Genomic DNA, 21,157 nt, shown 5'->3' with positions numbered 1-21,157 from the left:
CTAGCTTAAAACTTAACTAATTGATCAACTTTGACTGGTTGCCCAGTATTTAATGAGATATTTCCTGCAATTCCTGTCAGGATTGACATTGCTCCATCAACATGTGAAGCTGCTCTGTTAAATTCGTCTTCAATCGGTGTACCAAAAAGGTCTTGAAGTAATATTGGGTCACCACCACCGTGGCCTCCTACTCCTTCTTCTACTTCCACTTCATATGGTGTGTCAAACATCGGCATTACCGTAATTGTCTTTTGCTGTAATTTACCTTCGTCTTCTTTCTTTCCACCTGAATTGATATAAGATTGTTCAACAACCTTTACTTCAATTCGTCCTTTGCTACCATTGAACGCAACAGTGTACCCTTCCCATGGTAAATATGCATTTAATGAATAGTTTAGAATCGCTTTATTTTTGTACTTAACCATTACACCTAATGTATCTTCAATATTAATTCCATCTCCGAATACACTTTGGTCACGCTGATAGCCATCTTCAACCTCAGCATCTAAGTACATCGCCTTCAAATGATCATTCTCTGATAATTGAATCGCAAATGGATCATCCATCGCTACTTCACTACCATGTGCACGTTGATAGAATTGAGTCACGCCTCTTGCTTCTGCATTTTCTTTGCCATAAAAGCGTAATCCACCTTGAGCATAAACTGTATCAGGAGTTGTGCCTAACCAGAAGTTTACTAAGTCAAAATGGTGAGTTGATTTATGAACTAATAATCCACCACTATTACGCTTATCACGATGCCATCTTCTGAAGTAATCCGCACCATGCTGAGTATTTAACGCCCATTCAAAATTCACTGAGAATACTTCACCAATCACACCATCTTTAATCAATCCTCTGATTTTCGTATTATGTGGTGCATAACGATAGTTGAAGGATACGCGAACCTCACGCCCAGTACGATTTACAGCATCAATGATTTCTTGGCATTTCTCAGCATCTATTGTCATTGGTTTTTCTGTTACAACATCACAGCCAAGCTCCAATGCCTTAATAATATAAGTATGGTGAGTACGGTCAACTGTCGTAACAATCACCGTATCTGGTTTTTCAATTTCAATCATTTTTTCAAAATCATGTGCAAGATACGTTGCAACCTGTGGATGATTATACTTTTCCTCTAATAAACGATTAGCATAATTCATTCTTGTTTGGTTGCTATCACAAAACGCGACTAATTCACTTGTTTCTCTATAATCACGCACAAGTGATCCATAGAAATATTCTGCTCTTCCACCAGTTCCAATTAGTACATATCTTTTTGCCATCAGAAAAAACTCCTTATTTATATATTACTCAGGGTTATGTATGCGCTTTAATTTCAATCAGCACAAAGCCCCAAGTTTTCTCATACCCACATTATATTTAAGAATTTCACACGTTTAAATATAAAAAACCGTTCATTTCTACTAAATAACAGTGTTTTTACAATAGTTCAAATAAACAGGTCCAAGTAATCCTGACGGTAATCTTGCATCATCCATTTCATTAGCACGACTATTCGTCACCTCAACCACAAGCTTGTTTGCCCCTTCATTCAGATACGTTGGGTTAATGTCAAATCGATAAGGTGACCACATCTTCACGCCAACCTCATGATTATTCACTGATACCTTGACAATTTCATACGCTTCACCTAAATCAAGCTCTACAGCTGCAATTGAGTCCGTTTCTTCCATTAAAAATTGATTTTCATAGACAACTGTTCCCGAGAAGGATTCAAACCCATCCCAATTCACCCAAGATTCCAACTGAAGGTCTTGCTTGCCATCAACACTCCAGTTCGTCTTTAGCGCTAACTGTTCCGAAGTATAGCTTGGCTCCTTCTCATCAGCAATGATTGGCTCTCGTTCACCATCAACCATAAACACAATGGATCCTCTTCGTTCAACATATAGAGGTGCAAAAAAGGCATTGTCATCTTGCTTTAAATGTACTGGAATGGTCTCAGCAGTCCAGGCATCCCACTTTTCAACATACCCTTTTTCCTTCACACGGAATGATCCTGCATAATTGTTTTCGCTTTCATTCACAAACAAGTAAAAGATCTTTCCATCCTTTTTCACCTTACTCACTCTAATATCCTTACTAGCTGGGAAAATACTTACCTCGTCCAGGTGAACTTCAGATAATACACGGACTACATCTTCAGGCTGTTGAATTAGCTTTGCACCTTGAATTCTAGATGCTTCCAAAGCCCCATCTTGAGCAATAACACTACCTCCAGCTTGAATGAACGATTCTAGCTTCTTAATGACAGCGTCCTCTAGCTTAGAACCATCCTCGATCACAATCGTTTGATAGACTTGCTTCTCAATCACAATACTTCCATCAACAACCTGACTGTTGGCTAAGAATAATGATTCCTCTAAATAATTGAATTCTACTTGATGTTCAAATAATGGTTTTGCGATTTTCCAAGGTAAATGATCTTCCTCACACAATATCGCAACTCCCGTCTGATTAATACTATCTGTCATTAACCAGCTGAGGCGCTTCATATATTGAGCATATTGCTTATAATATGGCCACCAAAGATTATTTGGACCAACATCTGGTGGTCTTTCATGACTTCGTCTCTCTCCTTCAATAGAATAATAGAAGGCATGTGGACAGAGAAGGTTCACACCTCTAACTAACAACCAATCCGTATACCACTTCATATCCCCAGGAGAAAGGGCCCATGGCGTTTCTTTACTACAAACACCCAAGAATTCATTTAGGTTTCTTCTTCTTCCACGATGACGTGCTGCATCAGCTGAACACTTACCAGCTGTTGAATGCTCACCCTCTAACCCCAAACCATCCTCTGGAGCAACCCATCGCCACACAACATCCTGACCTGGAATTTGAAACGGCTCTAGTAATCCAATGTCATCACTTGCCGCAGGATGTCCAGTCAAAGCAATCCCGTGAGCTGCACACCAATCACTAATTGGCTTATAATAAGCTTCTGTCAGTCTTTTATTAACCGTTTTACGATAGTTTTTCCGTAATGAATCCGTCTCATCTCCAGCATCTAACCATAATGCAGCCAAATGGACTTCCTCATTTCCATCCTCCTTATAAAAGGATAAAAACCCTCTTGTCCAAGGCTTTAACTCTTTTGAAGCGCCTCTTCCTAAGATATCAGGCTCATCCGTAAACATCGCAATTACAGTATCACCAAAATAATCCTTTAATGTGCGATAATACGTGTCATGTGTGATTTCAATAAAGGTGCTAACTGCCTCTGGGTTTAATAAATCAGCTGATGCAGGAGTATTCTCTTCCCCATCATCTTCTCCAAAGTGAATCCCTCGAATATTTCCACCTGAATAAACCTCGATAAATACAAGAATTGACCAATCATCTTGATCAGGCGGATTAAAGAATACGCTTCCATTATCAAGAGTTAATAATTGAGATGTTGATAAATCAATCACCCCCGTCTCTAGCTTCTTCACAGCCTGTGCTGAAACAAATGTATCTCTCTCGTTTAACTCAACCTTCACTTCATGTTCTTGAGTACAAGGATATTCCACCATTTTCAGCCCTCTGCTAGCGAATTTTGGATTACGTTTCACTACATAACCCTTCGCAGCACCTGATGGATACATCGCTTCATCATATAAAATAACGGACATTTCTAACCTTTTTGCTTCCTCAACAGCTGTTAAAACCAATTCCATAAAATCATCTGATAAATAAACAATTTCTTCTGGAATCCCTATCCTCGGATGTAGGACAAATCCTGTAACCCCTTTGGAGTGAAAATCATGAATTTGCCTTGTTATTTCCTCTTTTGTTAAGTGGTCATTCCAAAACCAGAATGGAATCGGAGTAAATTCCTCTGGAGGATTCAAGAATGTCTGCTGTAATGTGTTCGTCACTATATTAAACAACTCCTTCCTCTTCTTTATCGTCGTCATCTGTAAAAAAGGAAATAATAGTTTATCTCTATGTCTACATTAATCCTTAAAGGAATTTAAAACAATCAGACTTTTTTAACATTCGAAATATATGGGATAGTACTTTTTTTATTTATTGATACAAATTTGATGAGGGTTGATCTAATAAGGGTTCACGGGGTGTTTTATCCAATCACATAAAAAAGGATAAGGTGTTAATCATCACCTCATCCTTTAGTTTAAATAATTTGTTTGCGATTCATTTCTCTAAATTCACTTGGTGTAATTCCTTCTTGTTTTTTGAATATGCGATTGAAATAGCTGTGATTATAACCAATACTTTCTGCGACATCCTTGATTTTCGTATCGGTCTCCACTAGCAATTCCTTTGCCTTGGTTAATCTGATATTCGTTAAATAATCAATGAAATTCCATCCTGAAATTTCTTTAAATACTTTACTTAGAATCGATGGATTTAAATTCACTCGTTCAGCACATAAATCTAGTGAAATATCAGTCATATATTCCGCCTCAAGCATATCAATGACCTTCATGACAATAATCCGTAAACGCTGGTCCTGATTATTCGAGAGCTCATTTATGATGGGAACGATTACTTTTTTCTTAAACCAATGAGCCATATCATCAGGGTCCTTCAATTTGTAGAGTTCTTCATACAAGCTAGCACCCTCTTTAACAAAATCCTCAATCAAGCCTGACTGAAGAACAATGTGAAAGATGCTTCCTAATAGCTTCGGTGCACCTTGCTTCATCATTGCTTCACTCACATTTTGTTCAGCTAATGTCTTGAAGAATGTATCAACAAGTTGAATTGCTGCCTCCTGATTCCGTTGTCTAATAGCATGAGTAATTTCTTTTTCAAGATCGAATGGATATTCAAACGTGCACTTTCTATTAAGCAAGTTATCTAGCTTTGAAAGCTCAATAATTTGATTTTCCTCTTGTAAGTTACGGAAGCTTAATGCCCCTTTTATTTCTTCAAAGTGACTTGGAACAGATTTTAACGAATCATTCATTTTGCTTACCCCGATTAACACCTTCATCTTACAAATATTACTTATACATCCAATAAGCTCTTTGCTAAATTGAACAATTTGTTCATTCACTTCACTTTCAGATTCATCTGCATCGAATGAAACTAAAATTCCTAAAGATAGATCATGAAAATTAATAACATCTGCTTCTAATTGATAGGATTGCAATAATTCTTCTGCAATGTTCACTGCCGAAAAGGTCACTAATCCCTCTTCACCTTCTGAGAACCTTCCCCTAAATATCGAAAAGCCTATTAGTTGAACAAAGATGAGCACATGTTTTTTATCTGAGTAATCTGAACCGAACTGTTGCATCTGTTTCTGCAGGTCCTCTTCACGATATGTATACAAAGAACCTTGGAATAACTGAAGTAAAAATCCTTCCTTTAGATGCGGAAGCTGCTGCTTTAAACGATTCTGCAAATCAAGACTTTCTGTTGATAAATGATTTAGCTTTGTTTCAATAAACTCGAATTCATTTTTCATTTGAACTAAATTATTTTCACTAAACGAGCGTGTTAGCTTATCAATTGGGTCATATAATTTTCTTGACGCAATCAATGTAAGTAGAATCGCAGAAATAAAGACAAATAAGCTTAAATAGATAAATAATTTAGATATAAACACAACAGGTGCCGTAATATTTGTCAAAGGAGCAATTGATACGTAGTACCACTTTTCTCCCAATCTATTGAAATAATCATATGTTACGGTATATTTTATTTTTTCATAATGAAAAATGAATGGTTCCGGTCGATCAGGTCTTTGTTCGATTTCATCCATAATTGCTTGTTGTAAAGGGTCTGGCTTTGTTTGATCTTCCTTCCCAAATAACCATTGCTCATTTTCCTGTAAAAGAAAGACTGAGCCATTTTCATATGGTGATTGTAAAATCGATGAAAATTCATCCTTATCCAAAAAAACAATGAGCGAGCCAAATGGATCATACAAATTATTATCTACATTATGAACCATCGATAGTGATGCATATCGATCTTTATAACCGCTTTCAATGCTTGACACGGAGCGCGTCCAGGACATTTTCCTCTCACGCTTAAGCAGTTCACGATATCCTTCAATTTGATCTTCATTATCTAAATACGTATAACCATGCTTTGAATACACAGTTGGTTTCGGTTGATCTATATATAATTCAACTCGTCCAATTAATGGGTTATATCCTTCCATTGACACCAAGGTACTATAGATATCTCTAATTTTTTGGTAATCAAAGACAACATCTAGGCCACTATAATCCTTCATATTCGCTCTTAAAGCCCAGTTTGCCATAAATAATTCTAAATGATAAAACCTATTATCAATCGAATCAATCGTATTAGTCATATGGTTTTGATGTACTTTTTGTAGTTCATCTTCCATTTGGTTTTTGCTGACTATATAAAGTAAGAAACTAAAAATAATTCCAGGTACACTAGCTAATAACAAGAATAATACGAGATTTTTGCGATATTTTCCGTTTAAATGCAAAAAACGTGGCAACTTTTTTAGAATCCTTTTTTTCAACAATACCCCCCCTGTACTGAAAGCGCTTTATATAGTTAGTTTACCACAATTAATCTCTCAATCAATCAACAAAATAACACCCTAAGCAATAAGTTCTATTCCTTAGGGTGTTTTTCGTTTAGTTTTTCATCACCAATTGCCTTGTAATTTGAGTAGTCCTAGCAGTTCCCCAACAGTAAGATCAGCACTTGGGTTGAATTCTTCACTCAGCAAATATTGAATATTATCATGAAGCATGAACTCAACTTCAGGTCGTTTTAAATTCTTTACAATATTAAAAGTCGTAACATACAGCTTTCCTGCCCCTACCTTTGTTTCAAATGAATAGGCTAAATGCTTTCCTCGGTTATGATTATCAATCACTTCAACAATCGGTTTAATTTGTGGGACCGTTTCTAAATTAATGGCTGTTGCTCGATCGACCAAGTGAAACCAGTTCCAATTAGAACGTCCATCATGTGGAACATTTTTCAGTGATGGATGGTCATGAATAATCGTACCCATTGTCGTTCCGATTTGAGATGGAAACCAAATATAATTCCAAAATATCGGTAAAAACCTCGTTTTCACCTCATCAAATTGATTTCCTTCCTCAGCCATAATCCAAGCTTTCCCACCATCAAGCAAATACTGTAAGAGCTCGGTTGATAAATGGTCCGAAATGGCAAGATCGATTTCCTTTTCCTCTTTATAACTAAATCCATCAAATCCTATTTTACCTGTATATTTTGCTCCGAATAATGAGTTCCCTAAGCTGCCAACATCAGTCCAAATCCTCTCCACATCCTTATGAAGAGTTGGCCTTTCATAGGTCCAGAATTCCCAGTCGTTTGTGAACACTTTATTCGTACCAACTAGCTTTACTGTTAGATTAAGTGGATGGCTACCATTTGCAGGTGTATCTATTGCCAACACTGCAAGAGAACTCACATCCCCTGGTGTAATTTCAGTTACCCGGATCATGTCCGAGCTGAGAATTTGCTGATTTGACTTCAACTCCCAGATTAATTCACTATCCTTAAAAGAATCCTGACTGAAATTAGAGACATCAATTGTTACTCTCAGCTTTTCACCTGCATAATGCGTACGATTAATCGACCTCATCAGAATTACAACTTCATCATTAAATCCCTTGAATTGTTCAGGTGTAATCGTTCCTTTGGAATCCCAGAATGCATCTAACACCCCTGTTGTTGCATGCCCCTGTCCAGGAAAATCTCTAATGTCTAGTAATTGAATCCCTGAAAGACCCGCTGTTCTTCGGGCTCTTTCGATATTTTCTTTATAGGCTCTTGCTTGTAGAGTTCCTGAGGCTTCTATATATTCATCAATCCGCTCAAGCTGCCCCTTCTTTTCTAACGTTTTCAGCGTGGTTTCTAGCCAATGTGGTCGAAGAACACCTTGATATTTCTCAGCTTCTTGTGGGCGAACATACATCGTGAACTGTCCATGCTCGTGCGCAATAATTGGGCGATCCGATTGCATTGTTATGACATTATAATCTTCATATGTGTTTGGTGTTCCAGCATAATTATTCGTCAATGGTGGATGTGCATTGAGTGTCGGAACATAGAAATCACCTTCACGGTCATGAGCTGGAAGACGCCCAAACCCTGTATTATCAGTATACAATCTCGTTGAATCAAGCATTCTACATGTTCTTACTTGTTCATTTAAGGCAGGATGTCCTTGCTGTCCAATTAACTCATTACCAAGCGATAATAGAACAAATGAAGGGTGCTCATTTAGTGTTTCAATCACTCGCTCTAGCTCTCTTGATAAAAACTCATGAACCTCACTAATTGGTTCGACAGCTCGGTTCGTATACATTTTCGACCAATGTGGTAATTCCGTTTGAACAAGCATCCCCTCTTCATCTGCTGCCTCCCAAAAAGGCTTTGGCGGTGTCCAACCATGGAGTCGAACATGATTGAATCCATATTCCTTCACCGTTTGAAATTGCTTCAGGTAATCTTCCTTGTTCCAGCTAGGATAACCGGTTTGTGGAAAGATACAACAATCTACATATCCCCTCAGAAATTTCGGCACACCATTTAAGAGAATCTGCTTTCCATCTGCTTTAATCTCTCTTATCCCGACTTTCCGAGTTTGCTGATCAATAACTGCTGATTGAACAATAGATGCACTCATTTGGTAGAGATATGGATTATGATCATCCCAATAAATCATATCATCAGGGAGGTCAATCGCTACATGAACCTGATCAGAAACAATGAGCGCTTTTACATCACTAATCAGTTCTAGATCCTGATCAACGATTTGAATCGATAGAAAACCATTTGAATGAAGTAAATGACTATTTTTTATACTTACATGTACATCCATATATTTTTCTTCAAGTCTTGGATAGAATTTAATGTCTTGTATCCCTATCTTCGGTGATGCCTCCAAATACACGCCACCCGTGATTCCGCCCCAATTCGTTGCAGTATGGTAGGAATGAATATGACTATCATGAAGTGGATAGATCATATCATTATTGACATAGATAACCATTTTATTTGTTTGACCTATTTGTACAAACTCGGTTACATCGAATACATGGTCACTTACCAGACTTTCACCCTCACCAACAAATTGGCCATTCACCCATACTTTCGTTATCCAACGAACTCCTGAGATAACTAGTTTAATAGATTGATTTTCTAACTCCTCTGGGATCAGCAAATCTCTTTCATACCAAGCACTTCCCACATATTCGCGAAGCTTTTTCCACGTTCCAATTGGATTATGTGTAGAGGGCTCTCCAAAGCCTTGCTCCTCCCATGAACCTGGTACGTTGATTGTGGCTTTAGTTGATGAACCGATAACAGATTCTGCCTTATATTTATTGTTTGGATCTAATGTGAAATACCACTCACCATTCAATGAGAGTTTCTTTCTTGTCTCAACCTTTACCGCGTTACTCAACATAATCACTCCTCGATATTACAAGTTCATGCTCATGAATTACTTTTGTCTTAATTGATGAGATTTCTGCAATTTGCTTATTGATAATTTCTGCTCTTGCAGCCATCGGAGAATCGCTCTTAACAAAGCTTCCCTCCTTCAATGGAGAAATATAAAGATACATCCCCTTTTCTAACAGTTCTTCCTTATACTGCTTTAAGCCAATTTCCCATGTAGCCTGATTACAAAAATGATCGTGTATCAATTCTCCATCTATGAATGCATAACCAATGTCACCGACATAGTCAATCTGAAGCAGTAGCTCCTTTGTTCCTTCAAAAGCTTCAGGCTGGAACTGGATGATCGCTTTATTTTCGCCAACTATTCTAACATCCAATTGTGGTTCAGCTAATTTGATTGTTTTCTTATATTCATTAAAAACGCCCTCACCACTACAAGGCAGTTCAGCACCATCTAAACTAATAGAATCGCCTAAGCTAGGATATACCTTTAAATCAAGCTGCTCTATTCCCACACATTCCAGCCTTATTTTCTCATCACTAACAAGGACTGTGGCATTTGAAATAAGGACATGTTCTTTTCCTCTATAAGGAAACTTCCAAAACTGTAAGCTCTGTTCATTAGTCATCGTACAAATATGAAGAGTTTTTCCTGATGTTAGCGTAATATCAATTAAACTAAGTTCATGATCGCTTACCTTTATCAAGCTTTTGGATATAACCGAGCCCTTATGAACCTGAATATCTCGAATCTCGTCTCCTGCAAAACAATACTCCCCCTTCATCCCTTTAGGAATGAAGAAGAAATACGTTGTTTTCCCATCATGCTCTATACTAGTTATATATTGTGTCGTCGCATATTTTAGACGTAGCCCTTGTAAATTGAAGTTAAAAGGGAGAATACAGCATTCATCCTTTGCTAAGGACATTCCTCCTTGAAGTGGAAAACGAATATCCTCATTCTCAAGGTTCACCGTAATCGCAAAGTCTGTTTGATCCTTTGTCTCAACATGATCCTGATAATTATTGATAAAAACAAAACCAGAATCCCCACTAGCCCTCACTGCATATCGAAGTGTTTCAACATCACGCGGGTCCATGTTCGATGTATCATAAGGAAGAATCGTTTTTGTTTGACAGAACTCTTCTTCCACTGTTTTATAAAAATAGTGTTGGCGTTTCAACCTTTTATAGGAATCTCGTATTTGTCCAAACTCTCCGATTGGAGCCTGATAATCGTATGAGATTTTTGGTGTTGCATGTTCATTCAAAAATGGTGTCTTATCCCCTTTTGGATTTGATCCACCGTGGAATACATAATAGCCCACAAAATTACAGCCTCCAGCGACCTTCATCTCCGCCATTGCATCAACACTTTCATATGGTAGCTTGAAGCGATATTTATAGAAAACCGTCATCCCACCACCCATCTCACAGCAAGCAAACGGGAGGCTCTCTGGGGGATAAGTAGGAGTAAATCCGTAGTTTTCCAGTTTGTCATTATGATAGTCTCTAAAGATAAATTCAGGTGTAGCTGGGTGCTCCGATACGTCTCCGTAGAATATCCATGGCCAAAATGCATAACCTCCCCATAATGGCAGCACCTCTTCCACCGGAGCTGAAGCACCTCCCCAGCCAGTACTTGTATAGATTGGTGTTTCAATACCAGCTTCTATCGCTAATTCCTTCAATTTACTAATATGAGCATCCCCATCTCTTCCTGCTGGTAACCACTCAATACTTGTTCCATTCGTGATTTCCCATGGTGCACCTGCATGCTCATATTCATTCTCAATTTGAGTTCCAATAATTGGACCTCCATCTTTAAACAACAGCCCTTCAATTTGCCTTCCAATTTCCTGATAGAATCGATTCACAAATGCTAAATATTCTCCATCATTGGAACGGAGATCAAATGGGCGACCAAAAAGCCAGTCTGGCATTCCACCATTTCTTGCCTCCCCATGGGCAAATGGGCCAATTCTAAGGATGACACCTAACTCATGCTTTCCACATAGCTGTACAAATCGACGAAGGTCTTTATCACCGCTCCATTTAAATAATCCACGTTCCTCTTCATGATGGTTCCAAAAGACATATGTCGGGATAATTGTAATCCCCGCCATTTTCATCTTAATAATTTCATCTTCCCAAGCTTCACAACGATAGCGACTGTAATGGAACTCACCGCTAATCCCGAAATACGGGCGACCATTTTTCTCGAGATAATAATTCGTTAATTGATAGCTTTCCTCAAATTTATTTGTTCCACCAAGTTTTGTATTTAATGGATAAATCTCTTTTTTCGTATCGATGACCTTTATTTTATACTCTCTCATAAGGGTTTCCTTCCGGCATAAATGATTTATGAATCATTGCACCTTGGTGATTTTGATCAAGCTCTTGCACCTGATCAAGTAATTCTTGGGCATTCTTGATTTGATTCATTCCAAGGAATCCAAGTGCTTTCATATAAAGACAGTGAATTTCGTTTCTTTTATTTAAATCATCTTCAAAAACAAGAAAATCTGGTAGAGAAACTGCGAAATAGTCGATTCTTACATCATCAAAGATGTGCTTATCAGCATAAGTGATTAACTTATTAAATCTTCTTTTCGCTTCCTTCTTATTTTTTAGTTTAAGCCATGCTAACCCTTGATAGAAAATCATATCAGGTGGCTGATCGTTGTAATACATCGCACTAGCCGGCTCCTCCAATCCTCTCGAGGCAACTGTAAAGGCTTCAAGTACTTGCTCGTATTTCTGTATTCCCTCATAAGCACAGCCGATATAATAATAGATATTATTTTCTTGAGCTCCAGTTAGTTTTCCTTCACCAAGATTATGCGGATAAAAGAGTGCCTTTTCTAACGTTTTGAGTGCATCGTCATATTTTTGTTCAGTTATATATTTTTTTCCAAGCTCGACATGTGCTAATACATATTGACCCGTTACTTTCCCTTCTCCCCCTTCCCAAGGGTGGAAGATCCGATTGGTTAATAATTCAATTGCCTCTTCATGTTCACCTAACGTATTTAATAGGGTTATATATTCAAGAATTAAATCATCTCTCTCTACTACTAAGTCCATATGTGCCTGTAAGTGATTTAATCGCATGTCAGGTCGATAGCTTAGTTTTTTATATAATTGATCTAATTCAAATAAGATACGAGCGTCAGTCACATCCAGTTTAAAAGCGGTTTCAAGAGAAACCAAGGATGCTTCTGAATCGTGAAGAATATTGTAATAGGCTAACGCTAGGTTACGATGGACCGTTGCAAAACTTGGTTGAAGATCCCTTGATTTCTCCCAATTCTTCACTGCTTCTGCGTGTCGCTTCTTATCAAATAGTAAGCTCCCTACATAATAATGCGCCTTATCATCCTGTGGATTTTGAGTGATTGCATGCTCTAATACAATGAGTTCAAATAAGGTGTTTGGAAAACAGTAATCAGGAGAAGCCTGATTTCCCAACTCTAATTGATGCTGAGCATTCTCTTTCACACTTAATTTCTCATACAAATATGCTAATGTATAATGCACGATTGGATATGTCGTTTTCCCATCTGATACACGTGCAAGTATCTGAATCGCTTCTTCAAACAGACCACATTCTGTGTAATCAGCTGCTAGATGAATGTGATTATGAACATCAGCACGCATTAGTTTTTGTAGCTCCTTTAATATCTTCTCCGCTCCTGCCATTTCTCCCTGCTCTTTCAGAATAAGAAATAACTCATTATAAGCAGCAAAGTCAGCAATATCGAGCTTCAATGTTTCTTCAGCAAACTGTCTCGCTTCATCCAATCGTTGACATTTTCTTAATAGTGCTGTTTTAAGCAGCCGTCCTTTATAGTTCCGAGTATTACGGTTCAGTGATTGCTCAATTAACTCTAAAGCCTCTATGTTTGCTCCTTTTTCGCAAGCAATTTGTGCTAGTAATAAATAGCCACTATCCTGCCAAGCTGAAGACCAAATCGATTTATATAAATATCCATACGCCTCATCCAGTTTCCCTTGTAATTTAAGTGTTAGCCCAAGCTGATAAAAGGCTTCTGAATCATATGGATTTGGATTTCGTGATGTTATCGAATGAATCGCTTGACGAAAGTATTGTTCACTGTCTTCAAATAATCCTCTACGTAGTAATAGTCTTCCATAAGCTACATTGATCCGACTATCCTTCGGCTCCCGCTTTAATCCCTCTAAATAATAAGCATCCGGTTCAAAGGTTGCATGTCGGTACTGCTCTAAATGCAAGCCTGCAAAGTAAAGCTCCTCTGTTGTTCTTATTTCCTCAGGAGTAGTTAGCGGTTTAGCTGGCTCTGGAATTTCCTCTACCTGTTCTTTTTCAGGCTGATAAGAGATTAATAGACGACCAGTTTGATCCTTCACTTTTAAAATGAGGTCATGAGTCTGTTCTTCTTCCTCTAACTGTACCTCCATCTCAAATGGTTGAGTTGGTGAAATCGTTGTTGTTTCTTGAAGATAACTCTTACCAGTGCTTATTAATTCAATCACGGAGGCTTCGAAAACCGATGTTGCATAGACATGTACCTTAGCCCGCTTTGATTGTTCATCTACCTCTAAATTAACCGCTGCATCTATGGATGCATTTTTTACAACACCTATGTTCTTGTAAGGCATAAAATACTGCTTAAATGTTTTTTCCTCATAAGGAGCTAGCCAAGTGAAATCAGGCTGATTATCTGTAAATACACCTGTCATTAGTTCGATGTATGGTCCATCCTCATCAGTTAAATTCCTGTCCCAAGCTTGACCAAAGTCACCATTTCCCCATGTCCACTGCTTCTTCCCCGGAGAAATATGATGGTTAGCAACATGTAAGAGTCCTGCTTTTACACCATGGTCATATCCCCCAACGAAATTATATTTAGACTTGTATGCCATATATGATGTAGGGACGGGGATATTTTTGTAACGTGAAATATCTACGCCTTCTGAATAATCCATCTTATAATACGTCCCTGTTGCAATTGGAAACGTTGATACATCACGCTTGCCATGATCAAGGACTGCATGAACATCTGGTGGAAACACTGATTGCGTATGATCATTGACAGCAACCGCAGGATTTGCCCACCAAAGAAATGTTTGTGGTTCTGCAGTCCTGTTATAGAGTTGCGCTGAGATTTCTAGATACGCTTTGCCAGGATGTAATGTAAAACCTGATGTCACCTTCGTCCCATACATTCGGTCAATTTCACTCACCCAAACGGTGACACTACCATCCTCATTTTCCGATGTTTTGTACTCCACTGGACCAAACGTATTTGGTCGATGATGCTGTGGCCAATTAAATTCGATTCCACCAGAAATCCAAGGTCCAGCTAATCCAACAAGTGCTGGTTTAATCACACGGTTATAGTAAACAAAATCATAATTATTTGTCTTATCCAGGGCTCGATAAATTCTTCCACCAATTTCAGGCATCACTTCAATTCGAAGATATTCATTTTCCAAGATCACTAATTGATAGGTTTCTAGTTTCTTTTCATCCTTAATTTTGTCAATGACAGGATGTGGGTATACCTTCCCTGAACTCCCTTGATAGACTCTCTTCTCAAGAAACATTGGGTTCTTATTCGGTTCACCTACTCCATAGGTAGGAATCTCTCGCTGTTCTTCCCAAATTCGGGTCGTTCTTTGACGCTTTTCCATAAAATCACTCCTGATGATAACGCTTTTTTATACTCCTTACATTACCGATAGAATCGTAGATTAACAATTAATGAAGTTCTGTTTATGATGGACTATTTTCGGATTTTAAATTACGATAGAATGACAATTATTGTAGGAGTGAAGGAAATGATAAAGAAGCAGGATGGATTTGAATCTGAAAAGTTATTTATTCTTCCCGAATATGTTATCGATGATATTAGTAAACACCCTCTTATCAATCCACTATTCGTTACTGATATAGGTTATTTCCCTCTTGCCAAACACCATTACAGAGAACGATTTGATGGCTGTGACACTCATATTATTATTTATTGTGCGGAGGGTCGTGGATGGGTGGAGCTTCATAATGAAAAGAAATTCATCCTAGAAAGTCATATGCTGATGGTGATTCCAGCAGGGACTCCCCATCGCTACGGGGCAGATGAAGAGCATCCATGGAGTATTTATTGGTTCCACCTAAAAGGTGATGAAATGCTTTCATTTATCGATAGCTTTGGATTAAATGACGGACCCTTGCTAACGCCATTAAGCAGTTATGTCACTTTTACTGAATTGTTTGATCAATGCTTCCTCTCTCTTTCCGAGAAGCCCTATTCATTGATACACCATATTAGAATTTCACAGGCCATGAAATATTTACTAAGCTCACTTGGATTATCAAGTATACGGACAGGACAAGAGGAGCGAACTGAATTATATTTAGAAAAAGTCATTCATTATATGAACGATCATATCCATCGCTCCATTAAGCTTTCAGAGCTTGCAAAGGTTGCCGGATTATCAATTCAGCATTTAACTCACCTCTTCAAACAAGAAACAGGCTTTCCACCGATTGATTATTTTTTACGTTTAAAAATTCAGCGTGCCGGACAGCTACTTGATCTAAGTGACCAATCGATAAAAGAAATTGCAAGCACAATCGGAATTGTAGATCCTTATTACTTTTCAAGGATTTTCAAAAAAATAAACGGATGCTCACCTACTGAATATAGGAGCAGGAAAAAAGGTTGATTATGATAAGTTGATCTCTTTTTTCATAACTGCTCTTGCCTTACTAGCTTTATACCAATGAAAACAAAGGATGGAAATAAGGAATATATCTACAATATCACCACCATAATACATCAGCATGGCTCCACTTTCTGCCTGTTGTGCAGTGACACCTATTGGAGGATTAGCATAGATGTATTTTGATAAAATCCCATGACTGGTAGATGCTAGAACTAATATGATCGCACGAGTCAGAAATGGTGTTCGATGTGGTGTTGGGTCGATATAAATCATCGAGGCTATGTACAGGTATCCTGCGATGAATACATGAATGTGAATAAACAAATAAAGAAAAAGACGTTGATGCATCGCTGCATATAGCTCGGTCGTGTAGAGAATCCATAACCCTCCCATATTAATGACAGCAGCAACAAGTGGATTTATTAGAATTCGTAAAGGGAACGATTTTAATAATTTTGAAAGTTGTCGCGCTGCTCTCACATTTAGACTTCTCATTAGAAGTGTCATTGGTGCAGATAGGACAATTAAAAACGGAGCTACCATTCCAAGGAGGACGTGTCCAAGCATATGAAATGTAAAATCAACATGAGAACGATCCGCAATCGGACCTATAAATATAGCTGAGATACATAAAACTCCCAATCCCCATGAAAACAAGCGATAGGTTGGCCATCTTTTATAATGACGATTCGATAAAAAGACTGAAATAACATATACAGCTATTAATAAGCTAAACAGAATAACTAGGAGTAGAGTGTGCTCTAGACCAAAAATATGAGATGAATGTTCATTATGCATTCGTTTGTTGACTCCTTAATGTTTTTGTTTGACGAATCAGTAGAATACCGACCAACACCATGATGATGGCTAAACTATTCCAAATGACGTCGTAAATGATCACATGATCCACATAACGAATCTGATGAATTTTCATAAGCTTATGTTGAATGGTACCATCGTATAGTTGGAATACACCGCCACCAAGGAACACGCCACCAATCCATCTTTTTAACAAAAATCCATCTCTACGCTTCAAATCTGCTAGCAGGAATAGCCCCCCTATTGTTGCGAACCAACTAAAGGCATGAAACAATCCATCCGAGACCAGACCAATGCTTAATGTACTTTTATCATAAAAATGATGCCAATGTAGGAGTTGGTGAAACACAGTTTCATCGAAAAACGCCACCAGACCCAGACCAAATAGAATACCTGACCACAAGTTTCTTACCATATATTGATTCATTTCAGTAGACACGTTTTCAACCTCCAGACATCTACAAGCCTATTACAAATATTGACAACATCTATTGGATTTAGTCATTTGGATATTTTCTAAAAAAACAAGGCTGTTTTTGTACTAATTGTTGCCTTTTAAAACCGCAGCCGGAATACACTCCGCGTCCTGCGTGGGCCCACTATTCCCGCGGGAGTCTCCGTGTATTCCGGACTAGAGAATTTATTTATAATTTATTAAAGTCTTAAACAACAAACTTTTCGAAAATAGCCAAAAAGAAAGATTCTCCCTATCGAAGAATCTTCGTCACCTCTAGTTATTTGTTTTTTGAGCGAGGTCAGTTGCAGTCATTGCTGCCGTAAGGTCTACTTGTAGCTGCTCTCTAATTTCGTGAGGATGGTAGTAACCTTTGGAGATCATATAATTGGTGATGTTCTCATGAGTTTGGATTGCATCCTGCAATTGTTCCTTTAATACACTTCGTACTGTTGGAGTAGCAGCTTCTGTAATTGCGATTGTATAATTTCTAACAGATTCTTTTGCTGCAATTAAGAAGTCTGTTGCAATCACTTGCTCAGTCATACCGCCCATCCCAACTAAGTTTTGGATAAATTGATTCATTACTGTGCCTCCCTATTCGTGATGAGCTCCTGTAATTGTTTAATATGCTTCTGCCCTAAAGCGGCCTCATTTGCAAGTATTGCTTTGAGTTCCTCATCCGCTACCAAACCACTCATTAAGGTAGATTTTGTTAAACTAATATTTTTAATCGTTAACAATTCATGGACATCCAGAGTCTCGTGTAATCCTAAATACTGAACCATTCTGCTCACCCCATCCTTATTACTTTTCTCTTTTATATTCTCAAAAAGGCAAGGTCACTATTCCTACATCTACTTAGATTTGGGATTTTTGAAAATAACTTACTTCTTTTTGGAGAAAATATAGTTGTTATTTAAAAGTCGGAGGTGATGAAATGAATCAGGACAAATTAGCATTACATGAAACAGTAGAACTACACGAAATAATAAATATGAAAACCGTTTGTTTACTTCGTTCTAAATTAATGCAAGGTCTATGCTTCAATAATGAATTAAAGCAGTTAATGGAAAAAGATGTGAAACAAACCCAAGAGGATTTAAATGAACTACTTCCTTTTTACAAAAATAGTCAAATCATTCAATAACTCTGGAGGTGCCATACGTGCAGGATTACTTAGACCCTCGAAATGCTGAAGGCATGCCTGATTTAGCAGACTCAACATTTGCACTTGATTTCTTAATCTCAGTAAAAAATGGCATTCGTAACTACGGATTTGCGATTACAGAAACGACAGACCCTGAGCTTAGAAGGGTGATGGCAAAGCAATTAGAAAGAGCCATTGATTTACATGGAGAAATATCAGATCTTATGATCAAAAATAAATGGATACATCCATATCATTTTGAGGATCAATTCCCAATTGATTTAAAAGGAGTAGAAACTGCTGTTCAAATAGCACAAATGACGCTCTTCCCAAATGATACGGATCGCCGCGGAATGTTTGCCACACCAAATGAATAAAGGAGGGACATCATATGAAAGCTGTAACCTACCAAGGGATTAAAAACATCGAAGTCAGGGAAGTTCAGGCTCCTTCGATTCAAAAATCTGATGATATCGTTGTAAAAGTTACGTCTTCAGCTATTTGTGGATCTGACTTACATTTAATTCACGGAATGATTCCGAATACACCAACTGACTTTATCATTGGTCATGAACCAATGGGTACCGTAGAAGAAGTTGGACCAGAAGTGAAAAACTTAAAAAAAGGTGACAGAGTCATTATTCCCTTTAATGTGAGCTGTGGAAGTTGTTGGTATTGTCAGCATGACTTGACTAGTCAATGTGATAATTCTAACCCTCATGGAGACATGGGTGGATTTTTTGGCTATTCAGAGAACACGGGTGGTTTTCCTGGTGGTCAAGCGGAGTATATGCGTGTACCTTATGGAAACTTCACCCCTTTCAAAATTCCAGAAAACTGCGAGGTTGAAGATGAAAAGCTTGTATTACTAGCTGATGCGGCACCAACAGCCTATTGGTCAGTGGACCATGCTGGTGTGAAGGCTGGTGACACAGTCATTGTACTTGGATGTGGTCCTGTCGGCTTACTTTCACAAAAATTCGCATGGCTGAAAGGGGCAAAAAGGGTGATTGCTGTAGACTATATCGATTATCGCCTGCAGCATGCCAAGCGTACAAACAATGTAGAAATCATTAATTTCGAACAACATGAAAATACTGGAGAATACTTAAGAGAAATAACAAAAGGTGGCGCGGATGTTGTAATCGATGCAGTAGGAATGGACGGAAAGTGGACTCCTTTAGAGTTCTTAGCTACTGGTCTGAAGCTTCAAGGTGGGGCAATGGGTGCTCTTGTTATTGCCAGTCAAGCGGTGCGAAAAGGCGGTACGATTCAAATTACCGGAGTTTATGGTGGACGATATAATGGCTTTCCACTTGGTGATATCATGAATCGTAATGTTGATATCAAAACAGGACAGGCACCTGTGATTCCTTACATGCCATTCTTATACGATTTATTCGCAAATGGAAAAGTGGACCCTAGTGATATTGTTACACATGTCCTCCCATTAGACCAAGCAAAGCATGCATATGAAGTGTTTGATACGAAAACAGAGGATTGTATAAAAGTAATTTTAAAACCATGACGATTAAAAACCCAGTACAAATGCTGTGAAACTGGGTTTTTATAATGATTAAGGTTGGTTGATATTATTAATCACCTTCTATTTTCAAAACACTTTTCTTTTCATATCATCCTTATAGATTTACAATATATTCAAGTATTTCATTATAAAATAGGAGGTCTTCAAGTTGACAATATTAGTAACTGGGGCAACAGGTAAACTAGGTTCAAAAGTTGTAGATTTGCTATTACAGTCTGTTCCTGCTCATGAACTTGCTGTCAGTGTTCGTGATCCACAAAAAGCAGAGGGCTTGCGTGAACAAGGAGTAGATGTTAGACAAGGCGATTTTGACAAGCCTGAATCATTAGATACTGCATTCAAAGGAATTGAACGTTTGCTATTGATTTCTGCAGATGGAGACACCGAAACTCGAATTCGTCAACACTCTAACGCAGTAAAAGCCGCCAAGCAAGCAGGCGTTAAATTTATTGCATATACGAGCATTGCCAATGCACAGAAAAGCACTAATTTCCTTGCCGAGACACACAAAGCAACGGAAAAAGCCATTCAAAATACAGGTATTCCTTATTCTTTCTTACGTAATAATTGGTATTTAGAAAATGAAATTCCTAGTATTCAAGGAGTTCTAGCTGGAGCCCCTTGGGTAACATCTGCTGGAACTGGGAAAGTTGGTTGGGCACTACAGCAGGAATATGCCGAAGCAGCAGCTACAGTACTCACTAGTAAAAATCACGAGAATACAATTTATGAACTATCTGGCCCGTTATTAACTCAAGAAGAACTGGCGACTGCACTCGGGCAGGTAATAGGAAAAGAAGTACCTGTACAACAAGTTGATGACTCTACATATAGTAATTTAATGAAAAATGCTGGAGTACCTGATTTTCTCCTTCCAATGCTTGTAGCTATACAAAAAGATATTCGAGAGGGATCTCTCGAAGTTGAAAGTAATGATTTCGAGAAACTCTTAAAAAAACCAAATACGTCAATTACTGAAAAACTAACAAAGCTTATTGAAGATATTAGATAAACATTTTTGTTACATCAAAAAAAGTGAGGAACAAATGAATTC

General features: G+C 38.0%; 15 protein-coding genes. 5 read left to right on the top strand and 10 right to left on the bottom strand.

The features are described 5' to 3' along the window. Positions 1 to 5 precede the first annotated feature (5 nt). The 6 genes from F7888_RS06930 to F7888_RS06905 all read right to left on the bottom strand — a co-directional run bounded on the left by F7888_RS06930 (position 6) and on the right by F7888_RS06905 (position 15,102). Positions 6 to 1,289 carry a Gfo/Idh/MocA family protein gene (locus tag F7888_RS06930; protein WP_191778445.1) on the bottom strand — a complete coding sequence of 428 codons (1,284 nt, stop codon included), beginning with the start codon at positions 1,287 to 1,289 and terminating at the stop codon, positions 6 to 8. Between the two features lie 141 nt (positions 1,290 to 1,430). After that, positions 1,431 to 3,893, bottom strand: a complete 2,463-nt coding sequence (locus tag F7888_RS06925) for a glycosyl hydrolase (RefSeq protein ID WP_318246238.1) — start codon at positions 3,891 to 3,893, stop codon at positions 1,431 to 1,433. A 257-nt stretch (positions 3,894 to 4,150) separates the two neighbouring features. After that, positions 4,151 to 6,490, bottom strand: coding sequence for a helix-turn-helix transcriptional regulator (locus F7888_RS06920; protein WP_191778443.1), 2,340 nt, complete (start codon positions 6,488 to 6,490; stop codon positions 4,151 to 4,153). Between the two features lie 129 nt (positions 6,491 to 6,619). Continuing rightward, complete coding sequence (locus F7888_RS06915; protein WP_191778442.1) at positions 6,620 to 9,421, bottom strand: glycoside hydrolase family 2 protein; 2,802 nt, start codon at positions 9,419 to 9,421, stop codon at positions 6,620 to 6,622. Then, positions 9,414 to 11,759 carry a beta-galactosidase gene (locus F7888_RS06910; protein WP_191778441.1) on the bottom strand — a complete coding sequence of 782 codons (2,346 nt, stop codon included), beginning with the start codon at positions 11,757 to 11,759 and terminating at the stop codon, positions 9,414 to 9,416. Before F7888_RS06910 ends, F7888_RS06915 begins: the two co-directional genes overlap by 8 nt. Then, a complete protein-coding gene (locus F7888_RS06905) occupies positions 11,746 to 15,102 on the bottom strand; it encodes a DUF5107 domain-containing protein (RefSeq protein WP_191778440.1) in 3,357 nt (1,118 codons plus the stop codon). Before F7888_RS06905 ends, F7888_RS06910 begins: the two co-directional genes overlap by 14 nt. Positions 15,103 to 15,249: 147 nt before the next feature. On the opposite strand from F7888_RS06905, the gene F7888_RS06900 reads away from it, so the two are divergent. Beyond that, positions 15,250 to 16,134, top strand: a complete 885-nt coding sequence (locus F7888_RS06900) for an AraC family transcriptional regulator (protein ID WP_191778439.1) — start codon at positions 15,250 to 15,252, stop codon at positions 16,132 to 16,134. Here F7888_RS06900 and F7888_RS06895 read toward each other — a convergent pair whose 3' ends face one another. The 4 genes from F7888_RS06895 to F7888_RS06880 form a co-directional block, all read right to left on the bottom strand. Next, entirely contained in the window at positions 16,135 to 16,932 is a 798-nt protein-coding gene (locus F7888_RS06895; protein WP_191778438.1) for a cytochrome c oxidase assembly protein, read from the bottom strand. It lies immediately after the preceding gene. After that, positions 16,925 to 17,380 (bottom strand): DUF2243 domain-containing protein, encoded by a 456-nt coding sequence (locus F7888_RS06890; protein ID WP_191778562.1) that lies wholly within the window; start codon positions 17,378 to 17,380, stop codon positions 16,925 to 16,927. Before F7888_RS06890 ends, F7888_RS06895 begins: the two co-directional genes overlap by 8 nt. A gap of 303 nt (positions 17,381 to 17,683) precedes the next feature. Next, positions 17,684 to 17,992: a spore coat protein gene (locus tag F7888_RS06885; protein ID WP_191778437.1), complete on the bottom strand. Its 309-nt coding sequence runs from the start codon at positions 17,990 to 17,992 to the stop codon at positions 17,684 to 17,686. After that, positions 17,992 to 18,195 carry a hypothetical protein gene (locus F7888_RS06880; RefSeq protein ID WP_191778436.1) on the bottom strand — a complete coding sequence of 68 codons (204 nt, stop codon included), beginning with the start codon at positions 18,193 to 18,195 and terminating at the stop codon, positions 17,992 to 17,994. The genes F7888_RS06885 and F7888_RS06880 overlap by 1 nt, the downstream gene beginning before the upstream one ends. Positions 18,196 to 18,347: 152 nt before the next feature. Here F7888_RS06880 and F7888_RS06875 point away from each other — a divergent pair, with 152 nt between their 5' ends. The 4 genes from F7888_RS06875 to F7888_RS06860 all read left to right on the top strand — a co-directional run bounded on the left by F7888_RS06875 (position 18,348) and on the right by F7888_RS06860 (position 21,115). Further along, positions 18,348 to 18,557: a spore coat protein gene (locus tag F7888_RS06875; protein WP_191778435.1), complete on the top strand. Its 210-nt coding sequence runs from the start codon at positions 18,348 to 18,350 to the stop codon at positions 18,555 to 18,557. 17 nt (positions 18,558 to 18,574) lie between these two features. Beyond that, positions 18,575 to 18,934, top strand: coding sequence for a spore coat protein (locus F7888_RS06870; protein WP_318246236.1), 360 nt, complete (start codon positions 18,575 to 18,577; stop codon positions 18,932 to 18,934). 14 nt (positions 18,935 to 18,948) lie between these two features. Next, on the top strand, positions 18,949 to 20,085 hold the full coding sequence (locus tag F7888_RS06865) for a zinc-dependent alcohol dehydrogenase (RefSeq protein ID WP_191778434.1): 1,137 nt from the start codon (positions 18,949 to 18,951) through the stop codon (positions 20,083 to 20,085). 166 nt (positions 20,086 to 20,251) lie between these two features. After that, a complete protein-coding gene (locus F7888_RS06860) occupies positions 20,252 to 21,115 on the top strand; it encodes an SDR family oxidoreductase (RefSeq protein ID WP_191778433.1) in 864 nt (287 codons plus the stop codon). Positions 21,116 to 21,157 lie beyond the last annotated feature (42 nt).

It is taken from the genome of Litchfieldia stipae (assembly GCF_014837155.1).
In the GTDB taxonomy this organism is placed as follows: Bacteria; Bacillota; Bacilli; order Bacillales; family Bacillaceae_L; genus Litchfieldia.
Note: the sequence above shows the minus strand (reverse complement) of the source record. Positions and strands in the feature narration are given on the sequence as shown.